We start from the raw sequence: 15,602 nt of genomic DNA on the forward strand, positions 1-15,602 counted from the left end.
ATGAGAAAATGACTGAAAACAGACATGCTGTATCGGGATTATCCGATAAAGACGTACTTGATATGTATCGAACAATGCTTTTAGCTCGTCGAATAGATGAAAGAATGTGGCTTTTAAATCGCGCAGGTAAAATTCCTTTTGTTATTTCCTGCCAAGGTCAAGAAGCAGCGCAAGTGGGGGCAGCCTTTGCATTGGATCAAAAAAAAGATTATATTGCACCTTATTATCGAGATTTGGCTGTTGTTTTACATTTCGGCATGACCACAAAAGAACTAATGCTATCTGCTTTTGCGAAAGCAGAAGATCCAAACTCCGGCGGTAAACAAATGCCAGGACATTTTGGTCAAAAGAAAAATCGAATTATAACGGGCTCTTCACCCGTTACAACACAAGTACCTCATGCAGTGGGCGTTGCACTTGCCGGCAAAATGCAAAAGAAGGATTTTGTGACATTTGTGACCCTTGGAGAAGGATCCTCCAATCAAGGTGATTTCCATGAAGGCGCAAATTTTGCAGGTGTCCATAAATTGCCGGTTATTATCATGATTGAAAATAACCGCTATGCCATTTCTGTACCACTCAAAAAGCAATTTGCTTGTGAAAAATTATCAGACCGTGCTGCTGGCTATGGAATGCCTGGTGTAACAGTAAATGGCGATGACCCAATTGAAGTATACAAGGCGGTAAAAGAGGCAGCAGATCGTGCTAGAGAAGGAAAAGGACCAAGCTTGATCGAAACGGTTTGCTATCGTCTTACTGCCCACTCTTCTGATGACGATCAACGTCAATATCGCTCAGAAGAAGATTTAGCTGAAGGTAGAGCACATGATCCGGTAAAGAGCTTTGCCAATCATTTAAAGGAACTAAACATTTTAACTCCTGAGATTGAAGAAAAATTTCAAAATGATATCATGGCTGAAATTGATGAGGCGACTGAATATGCAGAACAAGCTCCATATGCAGCACCTGAACATGCATTGAAATATGTTTATGCAGAACAGGAGGAGTTATAACATGACCGTTTTATCTTATATAGATGCAATAACACTTGCGATGAAAGAAGAAATGGAAAGAGATGAACGCGTCTTTATACTAGGTGAAGATGTAGGGGTTAAAGGTGGTGTGTTTAAGGCCACACAAGGCTTGTATGAACAATTTGGAGAAGAAAGAGTAATCGATACACCTTTAGCAGAATCCGCCATAGTAGGTGTAGGGGTTGGCGCAGCGATGTATGGTTTACGCCCAATTGCGGAAATGCAATTCGCCGATTTTATCATGCCGGCTGTCAATCAAATTATCTCTGAAGCATCTAAGATCCGCTATCGTTCCGATAATGATTGGAATTGTCCGATGGTTATACGAGCACCATTTGGTGGTGGCGTCCATGGTGCGCTTTATCACTCTCAATCGGTAGAGGCAGTGTTTGCAAACCAACCAGGTTTAAAAATTGTTATCCCATCTACTCCATATGATGCAAAAGGTCTGCTAAAAGCAGCCATCCGAGATGATGATCCTGTCCTATTTTTTGAACATAAAAGAGCCTATCGCTTGATCAAAGATGAGGTTCCAGATGATGATTATACAATTGAAATCGGTAAAGCTGATGTGAAGCGTGAAGGTGAAGATGTTACCGTTATCACTTATGGCTTATGCGTTCATTTTGCATTACAAGCAGCTGAAAGACTTGAAAAAGATGGCATTGATGTGCATATTTTAGATTTACGAACCATATATCCACTTGACCAAGAAGCCATTATCAAAGCAGCCAAGAAAACAGGAAAAGTCTTATTGATCACAGAAGATACAAAAGAAGGTAGTGTCATGAGTGAAGTGGCTGCAATTATTGCTGAATATGCGCTATTTGATCTTGATGCACCGATTAAACGCCTAGCAGGTCCTGATGTGCCAGCAATGCCATATGCACCGACAATGGAAAAGTTCTTTATGATGAATCCAGAAAAAGTAGAGCAGGCCATACGCGAATTAGCCGAATTTTAGGCTGAAGTGATTCATCTAGATCCGAAATTGATCAAAATTTCGTATATGCGGTGATCTGAGGATTTAGCAGATGAAGTCGATAAAGGTAGAGGAGGTATACTTAGATGGCTATTCAAAATATCGTAATGCCACAGCTTGGGGAAAGTGTAACAGAAGGTACCATTGAAAAATGGTTAATCAAACCAGGTGACCAAGTAAAAAAATATGATGCTTTAGCTGAAGTACAAACAGATAAAGTAACAGCTGAATTACCTTCATCATTTACGGGAACAATTGGAGAAATTATTGCACAAGAAGGCGATACCATCGCAGTTGGAGAAATCGTTTGTACCATCGAGATTGAGGAAACAGTTGTGAGTGAAAAAACAGATACAAATGTTCCAAAAACAATAGAACATGTCACAGCTATATCAAGTGAAACATCCATGAAAACAAGATATTCTCCAGCCGTTGTACGATTAGCTACGGAATATCAAATCGATCTTTCTCAAGTAGAGGGCAGTGGTGCTTCAGGAAGAATCACACGAAAAGATATTCAAAAAATAATCGATATGGGTGATATCCCACGATCAACGCTCCAAACAACAGAGCAGTCAACAAGAGCCGCTTCACAACAGGTCATTGACGAAGTGAATTTAAAGGCGGATTCTTTGGTGCAATCGTTCAGTACTGGAGATGTTGAAATTCCACTTTCAGGTGTCCGTCGTTCCATTGCCAAAAATATGGTGACCAGTACACAAGAAATACCGCATGCGTGGATGATGATGGAAGTGGATGTTACGGATTTAGTCAGCTATCGCGATTCAATAAAAGAGGACTTTAAAAAGAAAGAGGGCTATAATCTTACGTATTTTGCTTTCTTTGTTAAAGCCGTTTCACAAGCATTGAAAGAATTCCCTATGATGAATTCACAATGGTATGGGGACAAAATTATTCAGAAAAAAGATATAAACCTTTCTATTGCAGTTGCAACGGAGGATGCTTTATTTGTACCGGTCATTCACCATGCAGATGATAAATCGATCAAAGGCATTGCTAAGGAAATTCATGAGCTTGCCCAAAAAGTTCGCAATGGAAAGTTGAAGCCTGAAGATATGCAAGGCGGAACATTCACTGTCAATAACACGGGATCATTCGGCTCTGTCCAATCGATGGGTATTATCAATTATCCACAGGCAGCTATTTTACAAATCGAATCCATTGTGAAAAGACCTGTTATAATGAATGGAGGAATGTTCGCCGCAAGGGATATGGTCAATATTTGTTTATCCATTGATCATAGAATTTTAGATGGCCTGATAAGTGGGAAATTTCTCGCTCGTATAAAGGAAATTCTCGAAAACACATCAAAAGAGAGTACTTCCATATATTGATAAGAGTCTGTGAACCGTATTATTACGGTTTTCAGACTTTTTTTTCTTTTATGAAGTCACATTGTTGTGTAAAATAGATAGTAGAATCACTGAAGGGGGGAAGCGTCATCGCGTCCGTATGACAAACATGAAAGAAGTAGAATTTAAAAAGCCTTCTTACGATGAATGGAAAGAAGCATCGATTAAGGCACTAAAAGGGAAACCATTTGAATCACTATTTACAAAAACAATCGAGGGGATTACTCTTGAACCTTTATACACTGCTGAAAGCCTAATGGCAAAGGTTGATGGCAAATTAGAGGAACAAGTATCTACGATTCGAGCAATGCAAGATGAAGATGTATTCAGCGTAGCTCAAGCTGCTTTTGGGGATTCCATTGAGGAATTTGTAGCACAAACAGAAGATTCCTTAGAACGTGGCAACCAATACGTTACAATTGGTAAAGTCAATTTTGAATGGAATAAGCATGCATTGCAACAATTAGCAACATTACTTGAAAAAAATCCATTCGTTATAAATGTAGTGGATCCGGCTGTTTTAAATGTATTTGATTATATTGAAAATAAAGAAGTAACAGGATTTATCCTTTCAAATGAAACACAGGCTATTCCTGATTTTCCGAATGTTCGAAAGTTAAACGCTTACATTCAAGACGTACACTATCAGGGAGCGAATGCCGTTCAAGAATTAGCAATCGCACTTGCAAAAGCAAGTGAATTAGCAGAAAACAAGGATTTTACAGAATTTGAAAAGCAATTCTTTGTATCGTTTGCAGTTGATACAAAATTCTTTATGGAAATTGCAAAACTTCGTGCTTTTAGAGTATTGTGGAAAGCGTTTGCTTTAGCCTATGGTGTGGAAAAACCTCAACCTGTAAAAATCTTTGCAGAAACGTCTTTGCGTAGTTTTTCAAAATTAGATGTGTATGTAAATCTTTTACGTGCCGGAAATGAAGCATTTTCAGCTGTATTAGGTGGCGCGGATGTGGTGACTGTTTATCCTCATGATATAGTAACGAAACCAACAAATCAATCTATTCGTATCGCGCGAAATGTTTTATTAGTGATTAAAGAAGAATCACATGCAACAAGAGTACTAGATCCAGCTGGTGGTTCGTATTACATAGAATCATTAACGCATGATTTAGTCAAAAAGGCTTGGACGAAATTTGTCGAAATCGAAGAAGCAGGTGGCTACAGCGCATATGTAACATCAGGCAATCTTCAAAAAGAATTGGCAGAAATAATGGCACAACGCATCCAAGATGTAGAACGTCGTAAAACGGTTTTAGTTGGTACAAATAATTTTGCGAATGCAAAAGAGGAAGTACCAACGGAAACTTTCTACGAAGTCAATCGAATTGCGAAACCTTTCGAAGATCTTCGACAAGAATTCAAAAAATCACCGATAAATGTTGCTATTCTAACATATGGTGAGTTCAAAAAGATTAAACCACGTACAGATTTTGTAAAGGGGATATTCGCTACTGCAGGCATTATTGCAGAAGCAACAGAACCATTCACAGATGTAGAAAAAGCAAAAGAGTGGTTAACGAATACAACAGCAGATTATGTCGTATTTAGTGCAATAGATGAAGACGTGAAAGAAGTCATCCCAGCATTATTAGCTGCAAAACCTGCATCCGTATTACTAGATGTTGCAGGTAAATTCGATGAAGATTGGGAAAGCCAAGGACTGAACGGTTATGTCTTTGCTGGTCAAAATATAATTGAGAAATTACAAGGCATCCAAGATACCTTGAAGGAGGTTCAACGATGAGCAAGCCAAACTTTGCAGAGATTTCGATAGAAGATGTTTTACAAAAAGAGCAAGTTGCAGTTTCAGATAAAACATTTCATACAAATGAAAATATTGAAGTGAAAAATGTTTATACGAAAGACGATTACAAAGGACTGAAGCATCTCAATGATGTAGCTGGTATTGCGCCAAATACACGTGGACCTTATCCGACAATGTATGTAGGACGTCCTTGGACGATTCGTCAATATGCGGGTTTTTCTACTGCTGAAGAATCCAATGCATTTTACCGTCGTAACTTAGCAATGGGGCAAAAAGGTTTATCTGTTGCATTTGACCTTGCAACGCACCGCGGCTATGACTCCGACCATCCTCGTGTAACAGGTGATGTTGGGAAAGCGGGGGTGGCCATCGACTCCGTTGAAGATACAAAAATTCTATTTGATGGGATCCCACTTGATCAAATGTCTGTATCAATGACGATGAATGGTGCAGTTCTGCCTGTCCTTGCATTTTATATTGTTACAGCAGAAGAGCAAGGCGTAACACCTGAGAAATTATCGGGCACAATTCAAAATGATATTTTGAAAGAATATATGGTCCGTAATACCTATATTTATCCACCAGAAATGTCGATGAAGATTATTGCAGATATTTTTGAATATACATCAAAATTCATGCCTAAATTCAACTCGATTTCAATTTCTGGCTATCATATCCAAGAAGCAGGGGCAACAAATGATATTGAACTTGCTTATACATTGGCAGATGGACTTGAATATGTTCGTACTGGGCTAAAAGCAGGTATCGATATCGATAAATTCGCACCGCGTTTATCGTTCTTCTGGGCTATCGGTATGAACTACTATATGGAAATTGCGAAAATGCGTGCAGCTCGTCGAATTTGGGCACAAATGATGTCTACATTCCATCCAAAAAATCCAAAAGCATTAGCATTACGTACGCACTCACAAACGTCCGGCTGGTCTTTGACTGAACAAGATCCATTTAATAACGTGACACGTACATTAATCGAAGCAAATGCTGCTACAATGGGACATACGCAATCCCTTCATACCAATGCATTGGATGAAGCAATCGCACTTCCTACAGACTTCTCTGCACGTATTGCACGTAATACGCAATTGTTTTTACAAAACGAAACAGGTATGACCAAAACAATCGATCCATGGGGTGGTTCATACTACGTTGAAAAGCTAACAGATGAACTAACGGAAGCCGCTTGGAAATTGATCGAAGAAATCGAGGATCTTGGTGGTATGGCAAAAGCCATCGAAACAGGTCTTCCAAAGATGAAAGTCGAAGAGGCATCAGCAAAACGCCAAGCAAAAATCGACTCCAAAGCCGAAACAATTATCGGTGTGAACAAATATCGTTTGACAAAAGAAGAACCAATCGAAATTTTAGATATTGATAATACATTAGTACGACAATCTCAAATTGATCGTATTAATAAAATGAAAGAGGAACGAGACGACGCAGAAGTAAAACGTCACTTAGCACGTCTTACAAAAGCCGCTGAAACAGGTGAAGAAAACTTACTTGCTGTTGCAGTGGATGCTGCTCGTGCACGTGCAACGCTCGGTGAAATTTCAGATGCGATCGAAGAAGTATCTGGTCGCCATAAGGCAGTTATCCGTTCAATTAGTGGGGTGTACGCTACGAACTATTCAGATGAAGATGCGATTAAAGAAATTAAGCAAATGACAGATGAATTTTTGGAAAATGAAGGTCGTCGTCCACGTATTTTAGTTGCTAAAATGGGTCAAGATGGGCATGACCGTGGGGCAAAAGTGGTAGCGACTGCATACGCTGACTTTGGTTTTGACGTCGATATTTCGCCATTGTTTATGACACCAGAAGAAACTGCACAAATGGCAGTAGAAAACGATGTTCATGTTGTTGGGGTATCGTCACTTGCTGCAGGTCATAAAACATTAGTTCCTGAGTTGGTAGCAGAATTGAAAAAATTAGGTCGTGAAGATATTATCGTGATTGTTGGTGGAGTAATTCCAGCGCAAGATTATGAATTCTTATATGAACATGGTGCAGCTGCAATCTTTGGACCTGGTACTGTATTGCCGATTGCATCACAAAAAATCATTGAAATTATTTATAAACAACTTGGCTACGAGGAAGCTTGATGAACGATAAAGAATCAGCGCTTTTTGTACAACCAGGTGTTAAAGCGATTCACGATGGTATAGAGCCAACAAAGCGAAAAAAATTTGTGAAGAAAAAGAGAGAAAAACAAGATTTAGATGCGCTTGCAAAGAAGGTGCGAGAAGGTTCTCGCTTACATCTAGCCAAAGCCATCACACTTCTTGAAAGTTCAAATGTTGATGATAAAGTAGAAGGGCAAGAACTATTAAAAAAACTTCTTCCCTATACAGGCAACTCGATTCGAGTAGGTATTACAGGTGTGCCGGGTGCGGGGAAAAGTACATTCATCGAAACATTCGGGAAAATGCTTTGCAGTCAAGGTCATAAAGTCGCTGTATTAGCTATTGACCCAAGTTCATCTGTTACTGGGGGCAGTATTTTAGGTGATAAAACGAGGATGGAAGAACTATCTCGTGAAAAAAATGCCTTTATTCGTCCATCCCCCTCTGCAGGTACACTTGGTGGTGTACACAAGAAAACGCGTGAAACGATGCTCGTTTGTGAAGCAGCTGGCTATGATATCATTTTGATCGAAACAGTTGGTGTCGGACAAAGTGAAACGATCGTGCGTGGCATGGTTGACTTCTTCTTATTGCTTGTTTTAACGGGTGCCGGGGATGAGTTACAAGGTATGAAAAAAGGCATTATGGAGCTTGCAGATACAATCTTGGTTCATAAAGCTGATGGAGATAATATACTGAATGCTAAAAAAACGGTTGCTGAATACAAACAATTTCTACATTTTTTACAACCAGCAACACCAGGATGGACAACTCGTTCCATGCCTGCATCATCGTATGAAAATAAAGGCTTAGACAAAGTGCTTGAGACCATTTTGGAATTTCAAAAACAATGTAAAGAGAATGGCATATGGGATAGTCGTCGAAGCCAACAGACAACAGACTGGTTCCAATCGATGATTCAAGATCATCTAATCGATTCTTTCTATGGAGATCCAGAAAGAAAGAATCTAGTAAAAATGTTAGAACAACAAATACTTCATGGACAAATAACTGTCACGCAAGGTGTAGAGCAGTTGTTTCCAAAAAAGGCTGAGTGATTTTCACTCAGCTTTTTTAGTTGCTTGAAAATTTGATACATGATAGTAGATATTTGAAACTTTCTCCGTATTGCCAATGTATTGATGGATTAGTAATAGAAATCAGTAGAAAGCTTGTTCAAAATAATACTAGATTGAACTCATCATTAAGGCTAAAATATAATTGATAATAATTATCATTTTCATTTGTTTATAGAAAGAATACGTATCTTGATTACATAGTGATTCATACGAGTAATTCCTTCTCGGTCATATTCGAGAAAGTTATTTTCCGAACAGAATGAATTAGGAAAGACGACAGCCAAATTGTAAATGTAATATTTAACAGTCCAAAAGCTTTGCGTCTTGTCTTGTACGCTTGTAACCAAGTATGGATGTAGCAAAATTCTTTATAAGGAAGGTCGAATTATATGACAATGAATAGACAGCTTTGTATTGGATTGTCCTTGTCAGCAACTTGGATGAACGGAAATGGTTGGAGACATCAGGATAGTGGAGTAGAAAACTTATTCGTAAGTGACTTTTATGTTGATCTCGCAAAGATGGCAGAAAAAGCGAAACTGGATTTTGTCTTCAAACCGGATTCCTTGTTTCTTAACTGTGATTTACTTGATAAATCTCCCAGTTTTAGTAGCCTTGATCCTATAGTTCTCTTAACCTCAGTTGCTCGAGAAACAGAACGAATTGGATTGGTCGCGACGGCATCCACTACTTTCAATCCTCCATATGTTGTAGCAAGACAGCTTCAATCTTTGCATTGGATCAGCAACGGACGTGCTGGATGGAATATTGTAACTTCCATCGATGGTAGTGAAAACTTTGATCATTCACCGATGCCATCATCAGAAGAAAGATATACGAAAGCATTTGAATTCACGGATGTAGTCCAAAAGCTTTGGAGGAGTTATCCAAACGAGGCACTAATCATGAATCGGGCATCAGGGAAATTTGTAGATAAGGAAATGGTCTCTCCCATCAATCATTCTGGAAAGTATTTTAGTGTGAAAGGTCCGATCAATGTACCAGCCCATGGCTCAGGAGACATTCCTCTATTTCAAGCAGGTGCTTCGACTTGGGGAAGAAACTTTGCCGCTTCGGTTGCTAATGCGATTTTCGCAGCGACACCAGATATTGCTTCTGGCATTGAATTGCGTGATGATTTAAGAAAAAGGGCAAAGGATCATCATCGCTATCCAGATGATATCCGAGTTTTGCCCGGTATGTATTTTTTCTTAGGGAAAACGCGGAGCGAAGCATATGATTTGTATAAAGAAGCGCATGCGCATTTGAGCATGAGTCATAGATATAAAGCGGTTCAATCGATTCTAGGTATGGATATCAGTAACCTACCACTAGATCAGCCCATAACAGCTGATTTACTTCCTGATACCGATATGCCCGTTCGGAGTCGAACACATGCCGATTTATTACGTCGGTTGATTGTACAGCAAAAGCCGACTGTAGAAGAATTGTTATCTAGACCAGAAGTTGTCGGTTCCGCTCATTGGGTGGTTGTCGGCACGGCTGGGGATGCGTTGAAAGAAATCGTAGAGTGGTTTGAAGCAGGTGCTATGGATGGCTTTATAGCTTTACCAGGAGGCTCGTTCCAATCATTACAGTTATTCTTCGATGAATTGATGCCAATGTTGGTTGAAAAAGGTTTATTTAGAGATGAATATAAAGGCCGCACTCTACGAGAACATTTAGGGATCAACTCCAGCCTAAGCAAATAGAATACGACTTTGCTTTACTCAAATGATCTATTTTATAGAATAAACAAAAGCTCTCATATGGTTGTTTCATATTTTCTCAAATGAGAGCTTTTTTCGTGTGAAAAACTTTTTCATGGATGGTTGAGAACAAACGTTTATGAAAGCAGACGTGTTGATTATCCCATTTAATCCATAAAAATAAGCTCAATGATCCATCGGTTATTGTTTAGGAAGGGTGATCTTAATAATCTTTGTATCCTGCGTTGGTGTGATGGTCTTAGAAGCTAACAGATTGTCTTTCTGTGGTTCCGTTTCAGAACTACCAGACTTTGGTTTACTAAAATATTCATCCATTGATTTTTTATCAGTTTTATAAACTCTTATTGTATATGGAATATTAGTATACAAGCTGGTTGTAATTTCCTTCTTGTCATTGGTGATCAACGACATGTTTTGTGGCAAGACAGTTGTCTTATCTGTTTCTTTTCCATCCGTCATGATGTGAATCAAATATCTTTGTTCTGCATTTGTAGCATCCTCAATTTGAATAGTAACCTCCATCTTTTTCAAAGTATCCACCGTATCACTCCTTCCGCAAGCCATTAATGTGATAGAGAGTATGAAACCAATAATCATTATGTGCGATCGATGACGATTCATGATAAAACTCCTTCCTTAATTAGTAAAATATAACTATTTCAAAATATTCCGAAAACTTATATAATCTATTATAATGAAAATATACAAAAAATGTATATTTTGAAAATGAAAAGGAGGAGATATAGGTGAAGAAGAAATTTTTCTTAGTCGTATTATTACTAACATTTTTCTTAGGGTTTTTGACGAATGGTAATGCTACTAACGCTTTTGCTGCTCAAAGTAACAAAGAAAGTGTAGAAAAAGGTAAAGTATATGATGATATTTCCCTTCCTCAGATTAGCAAAAAACAAGTCGAAAAAATTAAAGAATCCATTAAGGAAGAAAATCTGAAGCCTGTTCAGCAACCAGAAATCACAAAAAAAGATTTAGAAACTTATTCTTCTATTAGTTCTCAAGGAGAGTATATCAAAAATGAGAAAACAAATGTATCAAATGGCCTTTCTGAAAATTCAAATTTTAATAATTCTGCAGCTACAGAATCAACCATTTCTGCAACTGATAATAGAGTTAAAGTGACAGATACAACCGTCAGTCCATACAATTCTATTGCTCAAATTGACTTTTATGACCAAGCCACAGGAAATGGGTATTCATGTTCTGGAACATTTATTGATTCCTCTACAGTTTTAACTGCTGCTCATTGTGTTTATGATTCTTATCATAATAGATATTATACTGGCTGGTATGTATACCCAGGAGAAAATGGGACTAGCCTACCTTATGGTGGATTTGCATCGACGAATGCATATGCTTCCACAGAGTGGATCGCCACAACACCACCAGATGAAGGTTCCATCTATTTAACAGATGTATTATATGATTTTGCAGTTATCAAATTGTCCAACTCTTCCCATCCTTATAGCCAATCCGTAAGCACATCCGTGTCTGCTGGAGATTCGATAACAACCATTGGGTATCCGGGAGATAAATCAATTGTCTACAACGGTTATAATTATTACTACATGTACAGATCAGCAGGTAGTATATCTTCCTTCAATAGCGGAGCCATTGTACACACAGGCTACGTGACGAGTGGAATGAGTGGTGGTCCGATTAGAAAAGGATCATCCGTTATTTCGGTGAATAGTACAAGCTCATGGGCACCTAGATTTACAAGCTATCATACAAATCTAATTAATACTTGGAAAGCACAATAGGAATTTCCAAAAGCTTTTTAATCAGATGTGTTAAAATCGATTATTTTTAAAACAAGGGAGTTCAATTCAAATGGATGTTGAATTGAACTCTTTTTAAATTGGATATCTATTTTACCGTTTAAACATTGATATAGATTCAAATTACTAAATTGGTTTCAAGGTGAATATAGTAATGCAATACCGATAAAACTAAATATGTAAAAGTTTTAATCGTTTTACCAATGCAAAAGACTGCATAAGGAAATTTAGTGTTTCAAATGTCCACGAAGTAACGGACTGAATGTTATGAGGAAAATAAAAACACTATTTTAGACTATCATTTAAACAAGGAGCCGAAGAATGTTAAAAAAGTTCACTTCACTGCTCGCTACTTGTATGGTTGTTTTCAGTTTGTCAGGCGTACAAATATCTGTTGAAGCAACGGCTTCACCACAAATTGAAAAATTAGATCAATCCATTCAGAGAATTGTCAAAGATGAGATCGAAAATGCTGATGTGAGTATTGCGATCCGCGATGAAGAAGGTCGAATCATTTATGATTTAAATGGAAATAGAAAGCAAAAGCCAGCTTCTAATATGAAATTATTAACCAGTGCCGCAGCTTTAGAGGAACTAGGAGAGGATTATCGCTTTCAAACGAATATCTATACGACGGGAAACGTGAAAAAAGGCATTTTATACGGGGATCTTTATCTACAAGGTACAGGTGATCCTACGTTAACCATAAAAGATTTTGATCAATTTGCTCATTTTTTAGCACAGTCAGGATTGAAAAAAATAAAGGGTCGCATTGTGGCAGATGATTATTGGTTTGATCAAGATTTGTTGACACCTGATATTCAAAAAGATGATGAATCCTATTATTATGCCGCACCTGTTACTGCCTTAACTATGTCTCCGGACAGCGATTATGATGCGGGTTCAATTATTGTAGAGGCAATAGGCAAAAAGGTAGGGGAAAAACCATATATGAAAATAACGCCTGAATTGGGCGAATTGATCATTGAAAATAAGGCAAAAACAGTTGGCTCAGATGAATACCGTACGATAAAAATCGAAAGAGAGTATCGTACAAATAAAATAGTGGTTAGTGGAAATTTGCCGCTTGGGCAAAATTGGAGAGAATGGATTACGGTTCAAAATCCAACCAAACATACGATGACTTTATGGAAACATTCGCTAAAGAAAAACAATATTCAATATGTGAAAGATCAATTTTATCGTGAAAAAACACCAAAAAATGCGAGGCTAATGATACAGAAACAATCGATCCCACTTGCTGAACTAATGATTCCATATATGAAATTGAGTAATAATAGTATTGCAAATATTTTGGTCAAAACAATGGGCAAATTAAGAATGGGACAGGGGAGTACAAAGGCGGGATTGAGTGTGTTAAAGCAATATGCTTTTTCCAGACAATTGGATATAGATCATTGGTTGTTTGAAGATGGTTCAGGTATGTCTCATCATAATCGTGTTTCTAGTGTTCTTTTGACACAACTTTTATATAGCATTCAGGCTGAAAAGCAATGGTATGGTACCTTTTTTAATAGTTTGCCAGTTGCTGGATATTCAGATCGAATGATTGGCGGTTCACTTAAAAACCGTTTAAAAACATCTATTACAAAGGGAAAAGTTTTCGCCAAAACAGGGGCGATAGACGGTGTCAATACATTAAGCGGCTATCTAATAGGGAATAGTGGAAAAATGTATATCTTCAGCGTTCTAGTTCAAAATCAAAAAAATACCATTCCAACTATTGATGAAATAGTAGAAGTGATGGTAGAAAAATTATAATATTTGATCGTGGAAGAAATTATTAGACTGTCCAATAAGTAACTTTCATAAGCGATTGCCTACAAACTATTTAGGAAAAAGTTTTTGACACAGAAAAAAACAATCCGTTCAACTCATACACAGTGAGGATGAAAAATCTCCACTGTGTAAAGTTTCACTTGAACGGATGGTTTCTTCATCAATAAGCTTTCTTGGTAGTGAAAATTCGTGAATAAGAATCAATAATTGCTATGCGAGTAGGCTGATAATCCGATTAAGTAGATGTGTTTTTAAACAGCAACTTTGAAAACATTCGTTACACCTGTTATAGTAATAATTGAAATTGAAAGGAGCGATTTACTATGAATATGGATTATGATTTATTTATGCAAGATATGCTGCGTCAAGCACGAAGCGAAATGACTGAAAATGGTTATGAAGAACTTAAGACAGCAGAAGAAGTAGAGGAAGCGTTCAAACGTGAAGGAACTACTTTCGTAATGGTCAACTCTGTATGTGGGTGTGCAGGTGGCATTGCTCGTCCAGCCGCCGTTCATGCGTTAAGTTATAATAAGCGTCCAGATCATTTAGTAACTGTATTTGCAGGTCAAGATAAAGAGGCTACTGCTCAAGCACGTATGCACTTTGGTGAAGATCATATTCCTTCATCTCCATCATTTGTACTATTAAAAGATGGTCAACCTATTGCAGAAATCGGTCGTCATGAAATCGAAGGACATGATCCAATGTCTGTTATTACGAATATTCAAGGTTACTTTGAAGAATTTTGTGAAGAAGTATAATTGGTGAATTAGAAGAGTACTATATAAAATTATAGTGCTCTTTTTTAGGAGGATATATTTGAAAAAGTTTCACATTGGCTATCGAATTTTAAAGACAGCTCTTGGTGCTGGTTTATCAATCGGTATTGCACAATATTTTCATTTAGATTTTTTCTCATCGGCAGGTATTCTAACCATACTTTGTATCCAGCCTACAAAGCGAAAATCTATTCATGCAGTATATACAAGGGTAATGGCAACATTAATAGGTATTGTCATGTCCGTGACTTTTTTTGAGTTACTGGGCTATTATCCATGGATTTTAGGAATAATGGTTTTATTCTTTTTACCAATACTTGTAATGATTAAAGTAACACCTGGTTTTGTATCTTCTGTCGTTATCATTTTACATATTTTTTCTACGGCTCATTTTACTTGGGGTTTATTGATCAATGAATTATTGCTGATGCTTATTGGTTTTGGTACAGCTTTAGTAGTAAATATCTATATGCCGGATATTCAAAAAAAATTAGATGAGTATCGCTCGAAAATTGAAGCACTTTACAGTTCCATTTTTAAGGAAATTACAAAATATCTGCGTAATGGGGATACAAGTTGGGATGGTAAAGAACTGGTTGAGGCGAACATAGTGATTAACAAAGCAAAGGCCCTTGCCTATCAAGATGTAGAAAACCATCTTACTCGTCATGAAAATTTGTACTATCAATATTTTGATATTCGAGAACGACAATTAGAAATCATTGAAAGAGTATTACCTAAAATCACAAATCTGCCTGTAATTGTTGAACAAGCTGAACTTATAGCGGATTTTATGGAAGAACTTTCCGAAAACGTGCATTCTGGAAATACAACTCATAAATATCGTAGCAAATTAGAAGATGTAAAAGTAGAATTTGCAAAATTGCCTTTGCCAACAACACATGAAAAATTTTTAGCGATGGCTTCGTTATATTTGTTTATTGAGGAAATGGACAGATACCTTGTGATTAAACAGGATTTTAAGGGAATAGGCCCGTCAAATAGGCGTTTGGTAAAAAAATCTAAACAAGAAAAACAGGCTAGTCCCCCAGAAAGTCCCCCAAATTAAATCCAAAATCGAACTTAAAAATAAAGGGAT

12 protein-coding genes are annotated in these 15,602 nt (G+C 37.5%); 11 read left to right on the forward strand and 1 reads right to left on the reverse strand.

All coding sequences use genetic code 11. The features are described from left to right. The first annotated feature begins 8 nt into the window (after nucleotides 1-8). From FEZ13_RS02785 to FEZ13_RS02815, 7 genes are all read left to right on the forward strand, one after another. The gene (locus FEZ13_RS02785; protein WP_146551368.1) at nucleotides 9-1,013 is read left to right on the forward strand and encodes a thiamine pyrophosphate-dependent dehydrogenase E1 component subunit alpha; all 1,005 of its coding nucleotides are present in this window, start codon (nucleotides 9-11) and stop codon (nucleotides 1,011-1,013) included. 1 nt (nucleotide 1,014) lies between these two features. After that, nucleotides 1,015-1,998 (forward strand): alpha-ketoacid dehydrogenase subunit beta, encoded by a 984-nt coding sequence (locus tag FEZ13_RS02790; RefSeq protein ID WP_146551369.1) that lies wholly within the window; start codon nucleotides 1,015-1,017, stop codon nucleotides 1,996-1,998. Between the two features lie 104 nt (nucleotides 1,999-2,102). Beyond that, complete coding sequence (locus FEZ13_RS02795; protein WP_146551370.1) at nucleotides 2,103-3,371, forward strand: dihydrolipoamide acetyltransferase family protein; 1,269 nt, start codon at nucleotides 2,103-2,105, stop codon at nucleotides 3,369-3,371. 64 nt (nucleotides 3,372-3,435) lie between these two features. Further along, on the forward strand, nucleotides 3,436-5,151 hold the full coding sequence (locus FEZ13_RS02800; protein WP_370467604.1) for a methylmalonyl-CoA mutase family protein: 1,716 nt from the start codon (nucleotides 3,436-3,438) through the stop codon (nucleotides 5,149-5,151). Then, a complete protein-coding gene (scpA, locus tag FEZ13_RS02805; RefSeq protein WP_146551371.1) occupies nucleotides 5,148-7,295 on the forward strand; it encodes a methylmalonyl-CoA mutase in 2,148 nt (715 codons plus the stop codon). The genes FEZ13_RS02800 and scpA overlap by 4 nt, the downstream gene beginning before the upstream one ends. Beyond that, nucleotides 7,295-8,374 carry a methylmalonyl Co-A mutase-associated GTPase MeaB gene (gene meaB, locus FEZ13_RS02810; protein WP_146551372.1) on the forward strand — a complete coding sequence of 360 codons (1,080 nt, stop codon included), beginning with the start codon at nucleotides 7,295-7,297 and terminating at the stop codon, nucleotides 8,372-8,374. Before scpA ends, meaB begins: the two co-directional genes overlap by 1 nt. 410 nt (nucleotides 8,375-8,784) lie before the next feature. Further along, a complete protein-coding gene (locus tag FEZ13_RS02815) occupies nucleotides 8,785-10,107 on the forward strand; it encodes an NtaA/DmoA family FMN-dependent monooxygenase (protein WP_146551373.1) in 1,323 nt (440 codons plus the stop codon). Nucleotides 10,108-10,305: 198 nt separating this feature from the next. Here FEZ13_RS02815 and FEZ13_RS02820 read toward each other — a convergent pair whose 3' ends face one another. Next, the gene (locus tag FEZ13_RS02820) at nucleotides 10,306-10,746 is read right to left on the reverse strand and encodes a hypothetical protein (RefSeq protein WP_146551374.1); all 441 of its coding nucleotides are present in this window, start codon (nucleotides 10,744-10,746) and stop codon (nucleotides 10,306-10,308) included. 125 nt (nucleotides 10,747-10,871) lie between these two features. Here FEZ13_RS02820 and FEZ13_RS02825 point away from each other — a divergent pair, with 125 nt between their 5' ends. The 4 genes from FEZ13_RS02825 (at nucleotide 10,872) to FEZ13_RS02840 (ending at nucleotide 15,572) form a co-directional block, all read left to right on the forward strand. Continuing rightward, a complete protein-coding gene (locus FEZ13_RS02825) occupies nucleotides 10,872-11,903 on the forward strand; it encodes a trypsin-like serine peptidase (RefSeq protein ID WP_146551375.1) in 1,032 nt (343 codons plus the stop codon). A gap of 339 nt (nucleotides 11,904-12,242) precedes the next feature. Further along, complete coding sequence (dacB, locus tag FEZ13_RS02830) at nucleotides 12,243-13,703, forward strand: D-alanyl-D-alanine carboxypeptidase/D-alanyl-D-alanine endopeptidase (RefSeq protein ID WP_146551376.1); 1,461 nt, start codon at nucleotides 12,243-12,245, stop codon at nucleotides 13,701-13,703. A gap of 341 nt (nucleotides 13,704-14,044) precedes the next feature. Continuing rightward, nucleotides 14,045-14,485 carry a BrxA/BrxB family bacilliredoxin gene (locus FEZ13_RS02835; protein WP_146551377.1) on the forward strand — a complete coding sequence of 147 codons (441 nt, stop codon included), beginning with the start codon at nucleotides 14,045-14,047 and terminating at the stop codon, nucleotides 14,483-14,485. Between the two features lie 58 nt (nucleotides 14,486-14,543). After that, entirely contained in the window at nucleotides 14,544-15,572 is a 1,029-nt protein-coding gene (locus FEZ13_RS02840) for an aromatic acid exporter family protein (protein WP_146551378.1), read from the forward strand. Nucleotides 15,573-15,602: the final 30 nt, after the last annotated feature.

The organism is Rummeliibacillus sp. SL167 (assembly GCF_007896505.1).
Taxonomy (GTDB): Bacteria; Bacillota; Bacilli; order Bacillales_A; family Planococcaceae; genus Rummeliibacillus; species Rummeliibacillus suwonensis.

Bases quoted from the DNA above. Each gene is read 5' to 3' on its own strand.
- FEZ13_RS02785 (WP_146551368.1), top strand. From the start codon at position 9: ATGACTGAAAACAGACATGCTGTATCGGGATTATCCGATAAAGACGTA.
- FEZ13_RS02790 (WP_146551369.1), top strand. From the start codon at position 1,015: ATGACCGTTTTATCTTATATAGATGCAATAACACTTGCGATGAAAGAA.
- FEZ13_RS02795 (WP_146551370.1), top strand. From the start codon at position 2,103: ATGGCTATTCAAAATATCGTAATGCCACAGCTTGGGGAAAGTGTAACA.
- scpA (WP_146551371.1), top strand. From the start codon at position 5,148: ATGAGCAAGCCAAACTTTGCAGAGATTTCGATAGAAGATGTTTTACAA.
- meaB (WP_146551372.1), top strand. From the start codon at position 7,295: ATGAACGATAAAGAATCAGCGCTTTTTGTACAACCAGGTGTTAAAGCG.
- FEZ13_RS02815 (WP_146551373.1), top strand. From the start codon at position 8,785: ATGACAATGAATAGACAGCTTTGTATTGGATTGTCCTTGTCAGCAACT.
- FEZ13_RS02820 (WP_146551374.1), bottom strand. From the start codon at position 10,746: ATGAATCGTCATCGATCGCACATAATGATTATTGGTTTCATACTCTCT.
- dacB (WP_146551376.1), top strand. From the start codon at position 12,243: ATGTTAAAAAAGTTCACTTCACTGCTCGCTACTTGTATGGTTGTTTTC.
- FEZ13_RS02835 (WP_146551377.1), top strand. From the start codon at position 14,045: ATGAATATGGATTATGATTTATTTATGCAAGATATGCTGCGTCAAGCA.